25 protein-coding genes are annotated in these 16,306 nt (G+C 63.9%); all 25 read right to left on the bottom strand.

The annotated features are described in order from the left end of the window. Nucleotides 1-23: 23 nt before the first annotated feature. Nucleotides 24-1,283: an MFS transporter gene (locus BM244_RS01160; protein ID WP_093396868.1), complete on the bottom strand. Its 1,260-nt coding sequence runs from the start codon at nucleotides 1,281-1,283 to the stop codon at nucleotides 24-26. Between the two features lie 172 nt (nucleotides 1,284-1,455). Continuing rightward, nucleotides 1,456-2,802 carry a sensor histidine kinase gene (locus BM244_RS01155; RefSeq protein ID WP_175517991.1) on the bottom strand — a complete coding sequence of 449 codons (1,347 nt, stop codon included), beginning with the start codon at nucleotides 2,800-2,802 and terminating at the stop codon, nucleotides 1,456-1,458. Further along, nucleotides 2,799-3,491: a winged helix-turn-helix domain-containing protein gene (locus tag BM244_RS01150; RefSeq protein WP_056050249.1), complete on the bottom strand. Its 693-nt coding sequence runs from the start codon at nucleotides 3,489-3,491 to the stop codon at nucleotides 2,799-2,801. The genes BM244_RS01155 and BM244_RS01150 overlap by 4 nt, the downstream gene beginning before the upstream one ends. Nucleotides 3,492-3,935: 444 nt before the next feature. Beyond that, the gene (locus BM244_RS01145) at nucleotides 3,936-4,586 is read right to left on the bottom strand and encodes an adenylate kinase (protein WP_093398012.1); all 651 of its coding nucleotides are present in this window, start codon (nucleotides 4,584-4,586) and stop codon (nucleotides 3,936-3,938) included. Nucleotides 4,587-4,638: 52 nt separating this feature from the next. Then, on the bottom strand, nucleotides 4,639-6,003 hold the full coding sequence (gene secY / locus BM244_RS01140; RefSeq protein ID WP_055872627.1) for a preprotein translocase subunit SecY: 1,365 nt from the start codon (nucleotides 6,001-6,003) through the stop codon (nucleotides 4,639-4,641). Between the two features lie 278 nt (nucleotides 6,004-6,281). Beyond that, a complete protein-coding gene (rplO, locus tag BM244_RS01135) occupies nucleotides 6,282-6,824 on the bottom strand; it encodes a 50S ribosomal protein L15 (RefSeq protein ID WP_093396866.1) in 543 nt (180 codons plus the stop codon). A gap of 120 nt (nucleotides 6,825-6,944) precedes the next feature. Continuing rightward, a complete protein-coding gene (gene rpmD, locus BM244_RS01130; RefSeq protein ID WP_055872633.1) occupies nucleotides 6,945-7,121 on the bottom strand; it encodes a 50S ribosomal protein L30 in 177 nt (58 codons plus the stop codon). Between the two features lie 6 nt (nucleotides 7,122-7,127). Continuing rightward, entirely contained in the window at nucleotides 7,128-7,922 is a 795-nt protein-coding gene (gene rpsE, locus BM244_RS01125) for a 30S ribosomal protein S5 (protein WP_060524133.1), read from the bottom strand. A 3-nt stretch (nucleotides 7,923-7,925) separates the two neighbouring features. Further along, nucleotides 7,926-8,282 (bottom strand): 50S ribosomal protein L18, encoded by a 357-nt coding sequence (rplR, locus tag BM244_RS01120; protein ID WP_031393749.1) that lies wholly within the window; start codon nucleotides 8,280-8,282, stop codon nucleotides 7,926-7,928. Beyond that, a complete protein-coding gene (rplF, locus tag BM244_RS01115) occupies nucleotides 8,282-8,815 on the bottom strand; it encodes a 50S ribosomal protein L6 (protein WP_056047628.1) in 534 nt (177 codons plus the stop codon). The genes rplR and rplF overlap by 1 nt, the downstream gene beginning before the upstream one ends. Next, nucleotides 8,815-9,210 (bottom strand): 30S ribosomal protein S8, encoded by a 396-nt coding sequence (gene rpsH, locus BM244_RS01110; protein ID WP_093396865.1) that lies wholly within the window; start codon nucleotides 9,208-9,210, stop codon nucleotides 8,815-8,817. Before rpsH ends, rplF begins: the two co-directional genes overlap by 1 nt. Nucleotides 9,211-9,220: 10 nt before the next feature. Further along, a complete protein-coding gene (gene rpsN / locus BM244_RS01105; protein WP_056015537.1) occupies nucleotides 9,221-9,526 on the bottom strand; it encodes a 30S ribosomal protein S14 in 306 nt (101 codons plus the stop codon). 128 nt (nucleotides 9,527-9,654) lie between these two features. Beyond that, the gene (rplE, locus tag BM244_RS01100; RefSeq protein WP_082441396.1) at nucleotides 9,655-10,218 is read right to left on the bottom strand and encodes a 50S ribosomal protein L5; all 564 of its coding nucleotides are present in this window, start codon (nucleotides 10,216-10,218) and stop codon (nucleotides 9,655-9,657) included. A 49-nt stretch (nucleotides 10,219-10,267) separates the two neighbouring features. Further along, nucleotides 10,268-10,585: a 50S ribosomal protein L24 gene (rplX, locus tag BM244_RS01095; protein ID WP_056047623.1), complete on the bottom strand. Its 318-nt coding sequence runs from the start codon at nucleotides 10,583-10,585 to the stop codon at nucleotides 10,268-10,270. Further along, nucleotides 10,585-10,953, bottom strand: coding sequence for a 50S ribosomal protein L14 (gene rplN, locus BM244_RS01090; protein WP_031393755.1), 369 nt, complete (start codon nucleotides 10,951-10,953; stop codon nucleotides 10,585-10,587). The genes rplX and rplN overlap by 1 nt, the downstream gene beginning before the upstream one ends. A 267-nt stretch (nucleotides 10,954-11,220) precedes the next feature. Then, nucleotides 11,221-11,493 (bottom strand): 30S ribosomal protein S17, encoded by a 273-nt coding sequence (gene rpsQ / locus BM244_RS01085; RefSeq protein ID WP_031393756.1) that lies wholly within the window; start codon nucleotides 11,491-11,493, stop codon nucleotides 11,221-11,223. Between the two features lie 10 nt (nucleotides 11,494-11,503). Then, nucleotides 11,504-11,710, bottom strand: a complete 207-nt coding sequence (rpmC, locus tag BM244_RS01080; RefSeq protein WP_093396863.1) for a 50S ribosomal protein L29 — start codon at nucleotides 11,708-11,710, stop codon at nucleotides 11,504-11,506. 4 nt (nucleotides 11,711-11,714) lie between these two features. Then, nucleotides 11,715-12,149 (bottom strand): 50S ribosomal protein L16, encoded by a 435-nt coding sequence (rplP, locus tag BM244_RS01075; protein WP_031393758.1) that lies wholly within the window; start codon nucleotides 12,147-12,149, stop codon nucleotides 11,715-11,717. A gap of 15 nt (nucleotides 12,150-12,164) precedes the next feature. Next, entirely contained in the window at nucleotides 12,165-12,872 is a 708-nt protein-coding gene (gene rpsC, locus BM244_RS01070; RefSeq protein ID WP_055872646.1) for a 30S ribosomal protein S3, read from the bottom strand. Next, entirely contained in the window at nucleotides 12,872-13,249 is a 378-nt protein-coding gene (gene rplV, locus BM244_RS01065) for a 50S ribosomal protein L22 (protein ID WP_056047621.1), read from the bottom strand. The genes rpsC and rplV overlap by 1 nt, the downstream gene beginning before the upstream one ends. After that, on the bottom strand, nucleotides 13,249-13,524 hold the full coding sequence (gene rpsS / locus BM244_RS01060) for a 30S ribosomal protein S19 (protein WP_031393761.1): 276 nt from the start codon (nucleotides 13,522-13,524) through the stop codon (nucleotides 13,249-13,251). Before rpsS ends, rplV begins: the two co-directional genes overlap by 1 nt. Before the next feature lies 1 nt (nucleotide 13,525). Next, nucleotides 13,526-14,365 carry a 50S ribosomal protein L2 gene (gene rplB / locus BM244_RS01055; protein WP_055872649.1) on the bottom strand — a complete coding sequence of 280 codons (840 nt, stop codon included), beginning with the start codon at nucleotides 14,363-14,365 and terminating at the stop codon, nucleotides 13,526-13,528. A 4-nt stretch (nucleotides 14,366-14,369) separates the two neighbouring features. Further along, the gene (locus BM244_RS01050) at nucleotides 14,370-14,684 is read right to left on the bottom strand and encodes a 50S ribosomal protein L23 (RefSeq protein ID WP_056047618.1); all 315 of its coding nucleotides are present in this window, start codon (nucleotides 14,682-14,684) and stop codon (nucleotides 14,370-14,372) included. After that, the gene (rplD, locus tag BM244_RS01045; protein WP_056047616.1) at nucleotides 14,677-15,303 is read right to left on the bottom strand and encodes a 50S ribosomal protein L4; all 627 of its coding nucleotides are present in this window, start codon (nucleotides 15,301-15,303) and stop codon (nucleotides 14,677-14,679) included. Before rplD ends, BM244_RS01050 begins: the two co-directional genes overlap by 8 nt. Before the next feature lie 2 nt (nucleotides 15,304-15,305). Beyond that, nucleotides 15,306-16,052 (bottom strand): 50S ribosomal protein L3, encoded by a 747-nt coding sequence (rplC, locus tag BM244_RS01040; protein WP_056060507.1) that lies wholly within the window; start codon nucleotides 16,050-16,052, stop codon nucleotides 15,306-15,308. Nucleotides 16,053-16,306 lie beyond the last annotated feature (254 nt).

Below are 16,306 nucleotides of genomic sequence, written 5' to 3'. Positions count from 1 at the left end.
TCCCGCGAAGGCGGGAGAGCATTCTACCTGTCGGTCGTGCGGCCGAGGATCCGCAGCCCCCCAAGGCTCAGCACCCCGGCCGCCATCAGATACCCGCCGACCAGCCACAACCCATGCGGGGCCAACGCCTCCGCGACGATCGGCGCCAGCGCACCGCCCAGCACGCCGCCAAGGTTGAACGTCATCGACACGCCGGTGTAGCGCACCCCCGCCGGAAACAGGCTCGGCAGCCAGCCACCGAGCGGGCCGTAGGCGAACCCCATCACGAACAGCGCCCCCGAAAGCCACAGCCACACCGTGAACAGCGATCCGGAGCCCAGCATGGGCCCCATCAGTGCGCCGACGCCGATGCACCCGGCAAACCCGATAGCGAGCATCCGCGCCGCGGAATGCCGGTCCGCGAGCACGCTGGCCACGATCACGCCGCCCGCGAGGAACCAGATCGCGACGAGTTCGACGCCGAGGAAAGCCTCGCGCGAATAGCCGAGCGTCTTGGTGCCGTAACCAAGCGCGAAGGCGGTCGCGAGGTAGAACAGCGCGAAGCATGCGATAACCCCGAACGTGCCCGCTAGCGTCGCGCGGAGATGCTGCGTCAGGAGCGTCGCAATCGGCACCTTGGGGAGCGCCTCGGTGGCCTCCGCCTCGAGGAAAGCGGGCGTCTCGGTCAGCTTGAGGCGCACCCACAGGCCGAGCCCGACGAGGATCGCGCTGAGCAGGAACGGGATGCGCCAGCCCCAGGCGATGAACTGCGCTTCGTCGAGCACGAGTCCGATGATCAGGAACAGCCCGTTGGCGGCGAGGAAGCCGACCGGTGCACCGAGCGGCGGGAACATGCCCCAGGTGTTCCTGCGGTGCGCCGGCGCGTTCTCGACCGCGAGCAACGCCGCCCCGCCCCATTCGCCACCCAGCCCTAGTCCCTGCCCCAGCCGCATCAGGCACAGCAGCGCAGGCGCGATCCAGCCGACCTGCGCATAGGTTGGCAAGAAGGCGATACCGACGGTCGATCCGCCCATCAGCAACAGCGATGCAACGAGGGTGGACTTACGCCCGATCCGATCGCCGAAATGCCCGAACACAATCGCGCCTACCGGGCGAGCGACGAAGGCCAATCCGAACGTGGCATAGCTCAGCAACAACTGCGCCGAGGCGGACTGGCCCGAGAAGAACAGCGGCCCGAACACCAGCGCAGCAGCGGTCGCGTAGATGTAGAAATCGTAGAACTCGACCGCAGTGCCGACCAGGCTGGCGGCGAGGATGCGGCGATGGGAAGCTAGCGTCGTCATGGGCACGGTCTCGCCGGGGAGGCGGTTCCGGTCAACCGATTGCGGCTTACAATCCTCCCCCGCCAGGGGGAGGTGGCGCGTCGCGACGGAGGGGGAGGACACGGAACCGAGGTTGCCCTTACCTCCCCGTCCGTCTGGCAAGCGCCAGCCACCTCCTCCTTGCGGGGGAGGATCAGACTGGGAGGACTATGCGTGCGACCAAGCCCGGCGCGTTGTCGGCCAGTTCGAAATGACCGTCGTGGAGCCGCGCCACCGCCTCGATCAGGGCCATGCCGAGTCCTGCGCCTGGGGTCGAGCGGGCGCTGTCGAGGCGGCCGAAGCGCTTCAACGCCTGCGCGCGGTCAGCGGCGGCAATGCCGGGGCCGCGGTCCTCGACCTGGATCGCGACGCCGCCGGTGCGGTGGACGATCCTTAGCGTGACTTCGCCACCGCCGGCGCCGTGACGGAGCGCGTTGTCGATCAGGTTGGTGATCGCCTGGCTGATCAGCTCGCGGTGGAGCTTCATCGGCGGCGGGCGGTCGTCGATCGCGATCGTGAAGACGAGACCAGCATCCTCCGCGACCGGGGCGTAGAGTTCGCCGATCTCCTCCAGTAGATTCGCGGGCGAGACCTCGATAAAGCGGTCGCGCGACACCGAGCCAGAGCGGCTGATCTCGATCACCATCGTCAGCATGCGCATGACGAGGTCGGTCTCGACAAGTAGCCCTCCGAGCGCCGCTTCCCGGGCGTCAGGATCGGCGATCAGGACCGCCTGCTCCGTCTTGGTACGCAGGCGCGCGAGCGGCGAGCGCAGGTCGTGCGCCAGACTATCGGTGACGATCCGCAGTTCGGCCATCACGCCCTCGAGCTTGCCGAGCATGACGTTGAGCCGTGCAGCGAGACGATCGAACGCATCACCCCCGCCTGCGGTCATGCCGACTCGCCGAGACAGATCACCCTCACCCGCCGCCTCGATAGCCTTTGCGATACCGTCAAGCCGGCGGCTCACGTAGCGCGTGAGGACGAGGCCGCCGACCACGCCAAGAGCTAGCGACAGGAACACCGCCACCGCCAGCGCCCGTTCGATCGCACGTTCCTCCGCCGCAATCAGATCGAGATTGCGACCGGTCAGGAGCCAGTAGCTTCCAAGCGGGTGCAACGCGTACCCGGTCTCGCGCGCGGACCACAGTTCGTCCGCGCCCAACCGCGCGATCCGGAATTGGGTAATCCGAAGCGGGACCGCTAGGCGTTCTGGCGCGATCCCGACGACCGCCCTGCCCTTCGGGTCGACCACGGCGAGGACGAGCGAAACGTCGCCGGGCACGACCGCGCTGTCGATCGCCTGGCGGATCGCGGGGAGACCGCCACTACGCCAAACCGCGCGCAGAGCTTCAGACTGCTCGGTGGTCTCTCGCCGGATCGCGTCGATCGCATCCGCGCTGGTGGTCTTCCAGACGAAACCGACCAGCGCGAGATTGGAGATCAGCGCCAGCGCGATCGAGAGCAACGCGATTCGGGCTGTTACCGAAAGGCGAATCACCCTTCTACGGCGAGTCGATAGCCTGCGCCGCGGACCGTATGGAGGATCGGCGTCGGGAACCCTTCCTCAAGCTTGCGACGGAGACGACCGATATGGACGTCGACGACATTCGAGCCCGGGTCGAAGTGATAGTTCCAGATCTTCTCGAGCATCATCGTGCGGGTCACGACCTGGCCGGCATGACGGGCAAGGAACTCAAGCAAATTGAACTCGCGGGCGCCGAGCGGGATCGAGCGGCCGGCACGCGATACCGCGCGCGCGAGCAGATCAATTTCAAGATCACCGACGGAGAGCTTCGTCTTTTGCGGTTCGGTCGCGGCACGGTCGGAGCGGCGGAGCATGGCCTCGATCCGTGCGGACAGTTCGGCGAACGAGAAGGGCTTGCACAGATAATCGTCAGCGCCGGCCTTGAGGCCATCGACGCGGTCGTCGACGGCGGCGAGTGCGGACAGGATCAGGACGGGCGTGGCGATACCGGCAGCACGAATCGCGCTGACCATCGACAAACCGTCGAGGCCCGGCAGCATGCGATCCGCGATGATGAGGTCGAAGATGCCCTCGCTGGCGAGGAACAGGCCGTCGCGGCCGTCTGCACAGGCTTCGATTGCATGGCCGGCCTCAGCCAGGCCCTTGGCAAGATAGGCGGATGTCGAGGCGTCGTCCTCGACGATCAGGATCTTGCGGCTCAACGCGGTATCACCTTCCCTGCCACCGATTTCGGTCACCATCTCCTGCCCTTATAAACGGAAAGGCCGGCGGAAAGAACCCTTCCCGCCGGCCCCCACGGTACCCCCGGGAGTGACGGGCACCGATCTCTGGAAACTCATGCGGCCGTTGCTGGCCACGTGTTCGTTCTAGGATCGGGCGGAGGTCAGGGCGATGACCGAGGGGTGACAATTTCGTCATGTTGATATTGTTGTGGGGCGCAATACGAAACCGTCCCAAAAATCTACCCAACCCCAACCCCTACCCCGTCATCTCGGCGAACGCCGGGACCCATGGTTGCGGAGTGTGTAGTGGTTGTTCGCTATCGCCTGGTCCGCCGTATCCGTGGGTCCCGGCGTTCGCCGGGATGACGGAAAGGGTGTAAGGGTGGGGACCCAGATTGGTCCCCTCCCCCCGGCGGAACACGCTTACCTTTTGTCGAGGATCGCAGCGATCGCGGCACCGACATGCGCGATGTCGGCCATCCCGTCGACGCGGTGAACTAGGCCCCGTGCGTCGTAAATCGGCAGGATCGGTGCCGTCTTCGCGCGGTATTCGGCCATGCGGTTGTGGACCGTTTCCGCGTTGTCGTCGGGACGACGCTTGAACTCGGTCGAGCCGCAGACGTCGCAGACGCCCGCCACGACCGGCTTCTTGTAGCGATCGTGATAGCCCGTGCCGCACTTGGCGCAGGTGTAGCGGCCGACGACGCGATCGATCAGCGCGGCTTCGTCGACGCCGAGTTCGATGACGTAGTCGAGCGTGCGACCACGATCCGCGAGCAGACCGTCGAGCGCTTCGGCTTGAGCGGCCGTACGCGGATAGCCGTCGAAGATGACGCCGTTCGCCGTGTCCGGCTGATCGAGACGCTCGCCGATGATGCCCGACACGATCTCGTCAGACACGAGACCGCCGGATTCCATGACCGACTTCGCCTGGAGACCGACCGGCGTTCCGGCGGCGACCGCTGCACGCAGCATGTCACCGGTCGAAAGCTGCACCATGCCACGCTCGCTGACCAGCGTGGCGGCTTGGGTGCCCTTGCCCGCGCCGGGCGGTCCAAGAAGGATGATATTCACGAAACGCACTCCCCTCGTTCGTGCAGGAATTAAACCGGGTTAGACCCGCAGCTTAACGAAGTCGATTGCCCTTGAGCTTCGCCTTCTTGATCAGGTCGCCATACTGATGCGCCAGCAGGTGCGACTGGATCTGGGTCACCGTGTCCATCGTGACGTTGACGACGATCAGCAGGCTGGTGCCACCGAGGTAGAACGGGATCTGCAACGCGGTCACCAGATATTCGGGCAACAGGCAGATGATCGTCAGATACGCCGCACCGATCACGGTGATGCGCGTCAGCACGTAATCGAAGTAATTCTCGGTGTTCTTGCCTGGGCGGATGCCGGGGATGAACCCGCCATTGCGCTTCAGGTTGTCAGCGGTTTCCTCGGGGTTGAAGACGACCGCGGTGTAGAAGAACGAGAAGAAGATGATGCCGGCGCCGTACAGCAGCATGTACACAGGGCTGCCGTGCTGCAGGTACTGGTTGAGCGTGATGATGAAGTCACCCCACTTCGACTCACCCGCGACGCGCTGACCGGCGAACTGCGAGATCGTCAGCGGCATCAGCAGCAGCGACGACGCGAAGATCGGCGGGATCACGCCGGCAGTGTTGATCTTCAGCGGGAGATGGCTGCGATCGGCCTGCATGCCGCGCTGCGTCTGGCGCTTGGGATACTGGATCAGGATGCGGCGCTGCGCGCGCTCCATGAAGCAGATGAAGAGGATCAGCACGACCACCGCGACGACGATGCCGATAAGCTTGATCGGGTCGAGCGAGCCCGAGCGGCCGCCTTCGAGCAGGTTGACCAGCGTGACGGGGAGATGCGCGACGATGCCGGCCATGATGATCAGCGAGACGCCGTTGCCGATGCCGCGGCTGGTGATCTGCTCGCCGAGCCACATCAGGAACATCGTACCGCCGATCAGCGAGATGACCGCGGCGACGCGGAACATCATGCCGGGCTCGATGACTGCCTGGATGCCCTGTGCCGCGCCGAGCGTCTCAAGGCCGACGGCGATGAAATAGCCCTGCACCGCGGTCAGGCCGACGGTGCCGTAGCGCGTATACTGGTTGAGACGCTTGCGACCCGATTCACCGTCCTTCTTGATGGCGGCGAGCGTCGGCGACAGCGAGGTCGCGAGCTGCACCACGATCGAGGCGGTGATGTAGGGCATCACGCCGAGCGCGATCAGCGACATGCGGCTGAGCGAACCACCCGAGAAGGTGTTGAAGAAATCGAGCACGCCGCCCTGCGTCTGCTGCGAGAGCAGGCCGAGCGCGGTCGGGTCGACACCCGGCAGCGGGACATAGCTGAGCAGGCGGAAAATGATCAGCGCACCGATCGTGAACCACAACCGCTTCTTGAGGTCGGTCGCCTTCGCGAATTTCGAAAGGCTGATGCTTTGCGCCATCTGGTCGGCTGCGGATGCCATGCGTGTGATCGTCCTGGAAACAAAGAAGGCGGGATGCGTTGTGACCGCCCCCGCCGCTCATATAGGCGCACGGGCGCGCTTGTCTAATGGCTAGGTGGGATATCGCGGGCCATAAGGCTCACGAACTCTCTACTTATCCCGTTCGTCCTGAGCGTAGTCGAAGGACATTGCCCCGAGAGTGGTACCCTTCGACTTCGCTCAGGGCGAACGGAAGAGAGGAGCACTCCGGGCAAACAAAAGGGGGCGGGTGCACCAGCACCCGCCCCCTTCAGTCCGGCTTAAGCCTTGAACGACGCCTTGTGCGCCGCACGCTCCTTGTACTTCACGCCCTTCTTGGCGCCAGCCTTCTCGGCTGCGGGGACGAAGTGGATCACCTCGACCTTGCCGCCGATCTTCTCGACCGCTTCGATCGCGCCCTTCGACGCACCGTCGACGGTGAACGAGAGGACCGTGGTCAGCTCGCCCTTGGCGAGGAGGCGGACGCCGTCCTTGCCGCCGCGTGCCAGGCCAGCGGCCTTCAGCGCGTCGTGGTCGAGCGTGGCGTTCGCCTCGATCTTGCCGGCGTCGACCGCGAGCTGGATCGCGCCGAGGTTGACCTCTGCGAAGTCCTTGCGGAAGATGTTGTTGAAGCCGCGCTTAGGCAGACGCATATGCAGTGGCATCTGGCCGCCTTCGAAGCCGGCGATGGACACGCCCTCGCGGCTCTTCTGGCCCTTCTGGCCGCGGCCTGCGGTCTTGCCCTTGCCCGAGCCGATGCCGCGTCCGACGCGCATCTTGGACTTACGGGCACCTTCGTTATCGCGGAGTTCGTTGAGCTTCATGGTAATGCACTCGCTTTCGCTTGTTACGCGCTGGTTTGAAATCGCCGGGTTCGAATCCGGAAATAAGGAAGGGAGCCGTTAGCCCCCTTCCCGATATTTGTCACTAGGTAGCGTGAAGGCTCAGCCTTCGACCGACACCATGTGCTGCACCTTGCGGATCATGCCGCGGACCTCTGGGCTGTCTTCCAGCTCGCGGGTCTTGTGCATCTTGTTGAGGCCGAGACCGATCAGCGTTGCGCGCTGATCCTTCTCGCGGCGGATCGGCGAACCGGTCTGCGTGATCTTGATGGTTGCCATGATCGCTTACTCCGTGATCGCAGCTGCATCGGCCTCGGCGGTCTTCGAACCACCATGGCCGAGCAGGTCGGCGATCTTCTTGCCGCGACGCTGTGCGACGGCCTTGGGCGAGGTCTGCTCGCCAAGGGCCTCGAACGTGGCGCGGATCATGTTGTAGGGGTTCGACGTGCCGACCGACTTGGTCACAACGTCCGCAACGCCCAGCGATTCGAAGACTGCGCGCATCGGGCCACCGGCGATGATGCCCGTACCCTGAGGCGCCGACCGCAGCGTGACCTTGCCGGCACCGAAGTGACCGTTGCCGTCATGATGCAGCGTGCGACCGTCCTTCAACGGAACGCGAACCATCTTCTTCTTGGCAGCAGCCGTCGCCTTCGAGATGGCTTCCGGCACTTCGCGTGCCTTGCCATGACCGAAGCCTGCACGACCCTTGCCGTCGCCGACGACGACGAGTGCTGCGAAGCCGAAGCGCTTACCGCCCTTGACCGTCTTCGAGACGCGGTTGATGTGCACCAGCTTCTCGATCAGCTCTTCGCCGCCATCGTCCGCACCCGGACGACCGCCACGATTGTCGCGACCACGACCGCCGTCGCGACCACCGCGGTTGCCGCCTGGGCCACCGCTGCGGTTGCCGCCGGGGCCACCACGACCACCGCCGCCGCCGCCACCGGGACCGCCGCGACCGCGACCGCCACCGTTGTTGCCCTGGTAGCCAGTGCTCTGCGGGACATTCTGAGCCGTGACGTCCTGTGCGGTCGTCTCGGGAGCGATTACTGCCGGCGTGTTGTTTTCGTCAGCCATGTCTTAGAACTCCAATCCGGCTTCGCGCGCGGCATCGGCAAGAGCCTTCACGCGACCGTGGTAGAGGAAGCCGCCGCGATCGAACACGACCTGGGTCACGCCCGCTGCCTTGGCAGCCTCGGCGACGCGCTTGCCGACCGAAGTCGCCGCGTCGATGTTGGCGCCGGACGTGCCGCGCACGTCCTTCTCCAGCGTCGAGGCCGATGCGACCGTCGTGCCAGCGGCATCGTCGATCACCTGGGCATAGATGTGCTTGCCCGAGCGATGCACCGACAACCGCGGACGGGTGCCTGCACGTGCGCGGAGCGCGGTACGGTTGCGGCGACGCCGCTTGGCGAAAAGAGAAAGTCCCTTGGTCATTACTTCTTCTTCCCTTCCTTGCGGAAGATGAACTCGCCGTCGTACTTGATACCCTTGCCCTTGTAAGGCTCAGGCTTGCGCCACTGACGAATTTCCGCGGCCAGCTGGCCAACCATCTGCTTGTCCGAACCCGAGATCTCGATCGTCGTGTTGTCGGGGGTCTTGACTTCGATCCCCTCCGGCACGTCGATGTTGACGTCGTGGCTGTAGCCGAGCTGCAGCTTGAGGTTGCGACCCTGCGCTGCGGCACGATAGCCGACGCCGGTGATCAGCAGCTTCTTGGTGAAGCCTTCCGACACGCCGGTAACCAGGTTCTGCACCATGGTCCGCTGCATGCCCCAGAACGCGCGCGCGCGCTTTGTGTCGTTGGCCGGCTGCACCGAAATGCCGCCGTCTTCGATCGTGTAGCTGATCTCGTCGCGAAGCGGCATCTTGAGGGTACCCTTGGGGCCCTTCATCGTCAGCTGCTTGTTCTCGATAGTCGGCGTGATGCCTGCCGGTACGGTGACCGGCTTCTTACCAATGCGGCTCATCAGAACACCTCCGCGAGGACTTCGCCGCCGACGTTCTGCTCGCGTGCTTCGGAATCCGACAGCACGCCGCGGGGCGTCGAGACGATGGTGATGCCGAGGCCGTTACGGACGCGCGGGAGTTCCTGCGAGCCGGAATAGAGGCGACGGCCGGGCTTCGAGACGCGCGCGACATGCTTGATCGCAGGCTGGCCCTCGAAATACTTCAGCTCGATGCGAAGGCCGGCCGCGGGGCCCATCTGCTCTTCGCTATAGCCACGGATATAGCCTTCGCGCTGCAGAACGTCGAGCACGCGGACGCGCAGCTTCGACGCCGGCGTGAGGACGGAGTCCTTCTTCGCGCGCTGGCCATTACGGATACGGGTGAGCAAATCACCCAGGGGATCGGTCACTGCCATGATTTAGTCCTTACCAGCTCGACTTCGTGACGCCGGGGATGAGGCCCTTGTTGGCCAGATCGCGCAGCTGAATACGGCAGAGCCGGAACTTGCGGTAATAGGCGCGCGGGCGACCGGTCAGCTCGCACCGGTTACGGATGCGGGTCGGGTTCGCGTTGCGCGGCAGTGCCGCCATCTTGAGGCGAGCGATCAGACGCTCACCGTCGTCGAGCGTCTTGTCCGCTGCGATCGCCTTCAGTGCCGCGTACTTCGGGGCATACTGCTTGACCATGCGCTTGCGGCGCTCGTTCTTGTTGACTGAACTCAGTTTCGCCATCGACTTAAGTTCTTTCTTTGCTAGCTCCCCTCCCGCTTGCGGGAGGGGTTGGGGGAGGGAAGGACCAACGCCTGTTAGGCGCGAGGCCCCTCCCCTGACCCCTCCCGCAAGCGGGAGGGGGACTTAGATTAAGCTGCCTTCTTCTCGTCGGCAGCGTCGTCTTCGATCGGAAACGGGAAACCGAACAGACGGAGAAGCTCGCGAGCCTCGTCGTCGGTCTTTGCGGTCGTCGTCACGATCACATCCATGCCGCGGACCTTGTCGACCCGGTCATAGCTGATTTCTGGGAACACGATCTGCTCCTTGATACCGCAGGCATAGTTGCCACGGCCATCGAAGCTCTTCGGGTTGAGGCCGCGAAAATCGCGGACGCGGGGAAGAGCGATCGTGATGAAACGGTCGAGAAACTCGTACATGCGCTCGCGGCGAAGGGTGACCTTCACGCCGATCGGCATGCCCTCACGCAGCTTGAACTGCGCGATCGACTTCTTGGCCTTCGTCACGACAGGCTTCTGGCCAGCGATCAGCTCCATTTCGGAAGCAGCCTGGTCGACCTTCTTCTTGTCCTGCGTGGCTTCGCCGACGCCCATGTTCAGCACGATCTTGTCGAGCCGCGGGATCTCCATGACGTTCTTGTAACCGAACTTTTCGGTCATCGCCTTGATGATCGTCTCGTCGTACAGTTTGCGCATGCGCGCGACGTACACGGCCTCGGTGCCGGCCTGCTCGCCAGTGTTCTGATCAACCATTGATCTTCTCCCCGGTCTTGACGGCGACGCGGACCTTCTTGCCGTCCTGCTCCTCGAAGCGGACGCGGGTCGGCTTGCCGTCTGCGGTCACGTGCGCGACCTTCGAAACGTGCATCGGTGCTTCCTTGCGGATCAGGCCACCCTGCGGGTCACCCTGAGTCGGCTTGGTGTGACGCACGGCGATGTTGACGCCCGATACGACGACCTTGTCGGTCTTCGGCATGGAGACGGTGACTTCACCGGTCTTGCCCTTGTCCTTGCCGGACAGGACGATGACCTTGTCACCCTTCTTGATACGCTGCGACGCCATTACAGCACCTCCGGCGCGAGGCTGATGATCTTCATGTGCTTCTTGCCGCGCAGCTCGCGAACGACTGGGCCGAAGATACGGGTGCCGATCGGCTCCTCGTTCTTGTTGACCAGCACCGCGGCATTGCCGTCGAAGCGGATGACCGTACCGTCTGCACGGCGGATATCCTTGGCGGTACGCACGATCACCGCGCGGTGAACGTCGCCCTTCTTCACACGGCCACGTGGCTGCGCTTCCTTGATGCTGACGACGATGATGTCGCCAACGCCTGCAACACGACGCTTGGAACCCCCAAGCACCTTGATGCACTGCACCCGCTTCGCGCCGCTGTTGTCAGCGACGTCGAGATTGGACTGCATCTGGATCATGGATCCGTATCCCTTCTCTGTCTCTGGGGTCGATACCGACCGAACCCCGCCTAAAAAATCACCCCGCCACGGACGAACCGCAGCGGGGAGGAGCGGCCGCTTAGCCGTTCCCGTTTACGAAAACAAGAGCGCAGGAGGTTTCCCCCCTGCCCTCTTAACTCAAACCCGTCACCCCAGCGAAAGCCGGGGTATCCCTGTTCGAGCCGATCGCCCTCCCCCATGAGATCCCAGCTTCCGCTGGGATGACGCGGGTCGGAGCGTACCAGTTCAGCCCTCGGCCGAAGCCCGCTCCGGCGTCGCGTGGGTGTTGACCCGCTCGATCACCTTCCAGGTCTTCAGCTTGGAGATCGGTGCGGTCTCTTCGATCCGCACGGTCTCGCCCTGCTTGAACTCGTTGCTCTCGTCATGAGCATGATACTTCTTCGAGCGACGGATGATCTTCCCGTAGAGCGGGTGCTTCACCTTACGCTCGACGTTCACGACCACCGTCTTGTCGCCCTTGTCGGACACGACCAGACCGGTCAGCACGCGCTTCGGCATGATATTTTCCTTACTTCGCAGGCGCGGCGGTGGTGCGCTGCGCCTGGAGGGTCTTGATGCGAGCGATGTCGCGGCGGACCTCACGAACGCGGCTCGGCTTTTCGAGCTGGTTCGTGGCGGCCTGGAAGCGCAGGTTGAACTGCTCGCGCTTCAGTTCGCCGAGCGACTCCGACAGCTGGTCGTCGCTCTTGGTCTTCATGTCGTCGATACGAGCCATGATCTTACTCGCCTCCCAGATGCGAGGTGTCACCCAGGCGGGCAACGACCTTTACCTTGATCGGCAGCTTCATGGCCGCCCGCTCGAACGCCTCGGCGGCGATCTTGCCGTCGACGCCATCGAGCTCGAACAGGATCCGACCCGGCTTGACGCGAGCGGCCCAGTATTCCGGCGCGCCCTTGCCCTTACCCATGCGGACTTCGGCTGGCTTTCCCGAGACCGGAAGGTCTGGGAAGATGCGGATCCACAAACGCCCCTGGCGCTTCATGTGACGCGTGATCGCGCGGCGGGCCGCCTCGATCTGGCGTGCGGTGATCCGGTCGGGTTCCATCGCCTTCAGGCCGTAGGAGCCGAAATTGAGCGAGAAGCCACTCTTGGCATCGCCCGAAATCTTGCCCTTGAAGGCCTTCCGGAACTTGGTCTTTTTTGGTTGCAGCATGTCTGTTCCTGCCCCTTAGCGACGATCGTCGCGCTGCGGCCGCACGCCGGAGGTCTGAGCCTCCATCATGATGCGGTCGTACGACGTCGGATCGTTGCCGAGAATCTCGCCCTTGAAGACCCAGACCTTCACGCCGCAAACGCCATAAGACGTGTGCGCCGTAGCCTCGGCATAATCGATGTTCGCGCGCAGCGTGTGCAACGGAACCCGACCCTCACGATAGCTCTCCGACCGTGCGATCTCGGCGCCGCCAAGACGGCCACCGCAGTTCACCCGGATGCCCTCGGCACCGAGACGCATCGCCGACTGGACCGCACGCTTCATGGCGCGACGGAAAGCGATACGACGCTCGAGCTGATCGGCGATGCCCTGCGCGACGAGACGCGCATCGACTTCCGGCTTGCGGATCTCGACGATGTTCAGCGACACGGTCGACGACGTCATCTTGCCGATCGTCGAACGCAGCTTCTCGATGTCCGCACCCTTCTTGCCGATGATCACGCCGGGGCGTGCAGCGAAGATGGAGATACGGGCCAGCTTGGCCGGACGCTCGATGACCACCTTGGAGATCGCGGCCTGCGGCAGCGTCTTCATGATGAATGCGCGGATCTTGAGATCCTCGAGCAGGAGCCGACCATAGTCGGCGCCTTCGGCGTACCAGCGGCTATCCCAGGTACGGTTGATCTGCAGACGCAGACCGATGGGGTTGCTCTTCTGACCCATTATGCTTCTTCCTGCTCGCGCACGACGATGCGCAGACGGCTGAATGGCTTGAGAATGCGGGTCGACTTGCCGCGGCCGCGGGTAGCGAAGCGCTTCATCGTGATCGACTTGCCGACCGAAGCCTCGGCGACGACGAGTGCGTCGACGTCGAGGTTATGGTTGTTCTCGGCGTTGGCGATGGCCGAGGCCAGCACCTTGCGCGCTTCGATCGCCATGCCCTTGGTCGAGAAGGCGAGGATGTTCATCGCATCGCCGACCTTCTTGCCACGGATCAGCGCAGCCACGAGGCCGAGCTTCTGCGCAGAACCACGGATCTGCGTACCGACCGAAAGCGCCTCGTTGTCCGCGACCTTGCGCGGGCTGACTTGCTTAGACATCAGCGCTTGCCCTTCTTGTCGGCGGAGTGGCCGGGGAAGTAGCGCGTGGGCGCGAACTCACCGAGCTTCATGCCGACCATGTCTTCGTTGACCGAGACGGGCACGAACTTGCGGCCGTTATAGACGTTGAACGTGAGACCCACGAACGACGGCAGGATCGTCGAGCGACGCGACCAGGTCTTGATCGGCGAACGCGCGTTGGTGTCCTGGGCGGTTTCTGCCTTCTTGAGCAGATGAAGGTCCACGAAGGGGCCCTTCCAGACTGAACGAGCCATGTTAGCCCTTCCTCTTCGTCGAATGACGCGACCGGATGATCATCTTGTCGGTCGACTTGTTATGACGCGTGCGCGCACCCTTCGTCGGCTTGCCCCAAGGCGTAACCGGATGACGGCCACCCGAGGTACGGCCTTCACCACCGCCGTGCGGATGGTCGACCGGGTTCTTGGCGACGCCGCGCGTCAGAGGACGGATACCCATCCAGCGCGAACGGCCTGCCTTGCCCAGGTTCTGGTTCTGGTTGTCGGGGTTCGAGACCGCGCCAACCGTCGCCATGCAATCGCTGCGGATGTAGCGCTGCTCGCCCGAGTTCAGGCGGACCATCACCATGCCCTTGTCGCGACCGACGACCTGCACGTACGTGCCGGCCGAACGGGCGATCTGGCCACCCTTCATCGGCTTCATCTCCACGTTGTGGACGATGGTGCCGACCGGCATCTGACCGAGCTCCATGGCATTGCCTGGCTTCACGTCGGTCTTCTTGGCCGCGAGGACCTTGTCGCCAACGGCCAGACGCTGCGGCGCCAGGATGTAGGCGAGCTCCTCGTCCGGGTACTTGACCAGGGCGATGAACGCGGTGCGGTTGGGATCATACTCGATCCGCTCGACGGTGCCTTCGACGTCCCACTTGCGACGCTTGAAGTCGATGTAGCGGTACTTCTGCTTGTGACCGCCGGCGATGCCGCGCGAGGTCACATGGCCCTTGTTGTTACGACCGCCGGTCTTGTGCTTACCTTCGGTCAGCGCCTTGACGGGGCGGCCCTTCCAGAGCGACGACTTGTCGACCAGGATGAGACCGCGGCGTGCCGGCGATGTCGGATTATAATGCTTGAGTGCCATGGCCTCAGATCCCCGTCGTCACGTCGATGGACTGACCGTCCTTCAACGTCACGATTGCCTTTTTCATGTCGGAGCGCGAGTAGTTCGTGCCCTTCCACTTCTTGGTCTTGCCCTTCTGGACGAGCGTGTTCACGCCGACGACGTTCACGTCGAACAGCGCCTCGACGGCCGCCTTGATCTCGGGCTTCGTGGCATCGTTCGATACCTTGAACACAACCGCGTTGAACTCCGACAGGGTCGTCGTCTTCTCGGTGATGTGCGGGGCCAGGATAACGTCGTAATGACGATTATCGATGCCCGCCTTCTGCTTCTTAGCCATGGAAGCGCGCCTCCAGCTTTTCGACAGCGGCGCGCGTCAGCACCAGCGTGTCATGCTTCAGGATGTCGTAAACGTTCGCGCCGGCAGCCGGCATCACGTTCACTTCGTACAGGTTGCCCGCAGCGAATGCGAAGCTGGTGTCGACCATGTCGCCGTCGATGACGAGCGCACGCTTGCCGAAGCCGAGCTTTGCGAGATCGCCCTGCAGCGTCTTGGTCTTGCCACCCTCGACAGCCAGGCTGTCCATGATGACCAGCGAACCCGCCTTGGCGTGGCTGCTGAGAGCCATCCGCAGGCCGAGCGAGCGAACCTTCTTGTTCAGCGACGGGTTGAAGTCACGGACGCGGGCGCCGTGAGCCTTACCACCACCGATGAACACAGGCGCGCGACGATCGCCGTGACGAGCCGTACCGCCGCCCTTCTGGCGACCGAACTTCTTGCCGGTGCGTGCGACGTCTGCGCGCTCACGGGTGCCACGAGCCGTCTCGCGACGCTTCTCGAGTTGCCAAGTGACGACACGGTGCAGGATGTCGGCGCGCGGATCGAGACCGAAGACCTCGTCGTTGAGCTCGATGTCCGCTGCGTCAGTGCCGGCGAAAGATGAAACCTTGATCTTCACGCTCAGCCCTCCTGGCCGTCGGCTGCAGGTGCGTCGGTCGTTTCGGCCGGCGTGTCTGCTGCGGTGTTGCTGTTTGCGGTCTTGAGACCGGCGGGGAACGGTGCGTCGGCGTGGCGCGCGACCTTCACCGAGTCCTTGACGAAGAGCCAGCCGCCCTTGGAGCCAGGAACCGAACCCTTGACGAACAGGAGACCACGCTCGACGTCCGTCGATACGATCTCGAGGTTCTGCTGGGTGCGATACTTGTCGCCCATGTGGCCGGCCATCTTCTTGTTCTTGAAGACCTTGCCCGGATCCTGGCGCTGGCCGGTCGAACCGAGCGAACGGTGCGAGACCGACACGCCGTGGGTTGCCCGCAGACCGCCGAAGCCCCAACGCTTCATGCCGCCCTGGAAGCCCTTACCCTGGGTCTTGCCCTGGATATCGACGATCTGGCCTGCGACGTAATGGTCAGCCGAAATCTCGGCGCCGACGTCGAGCAGGCCGTCTGCGTTCACGCGGAACTCATGGACGACAGCCTTGGGCTCCACTTCGGCCTTGCCGAAATGGCCGCGCTGCGGCTTTGCGACATTCTTCGACTTGGCGACACCTGCACCAAGCTGGACGGCGGTGTAGCCGTCACGATCCATTTCGCGAACGGAAACGACCTGATTGCCTTCGAGTGCCAGAACGGTGACCGGCACGTGCCGACCATCTTCCTGGAACAGGCGGGTCATCCCCATCTTCTTCGCGATCACGCCAGTACGCATGATCTTGTCCCTTCCTAGACAGAGGCCCCGTCGGACTATTCCTCGGGGGCTTGCGGACCATGTCCGGAGCGAGCTCCATGATGCGTCCACCTGACCCCATCCCCGGCAAATGCCCTGAATGGAGTCGGTTCAACCCGGTAAATACGAAACGTGCCCCCGTCCCGGGCTGGTGCTCCTGCAGATGCGGAAGCGTGACGGGGGACGCTGCCCCGTCGGTTTTCACCGACGGCGGTATCCCAATGTCGAACGGCGCG

The organism is Sphingomonas sp. OK281, from assembly GCF_900115295.1.
Lineage (GTDB): Bacteria > Pseudomonadota > Alphaproteobacteria > Sphingomonadales > Sphingomonadaceae > Sphingomonas.
This window is presented reverse-complemented; position numbering and strand designations above follow the sequence as displayed.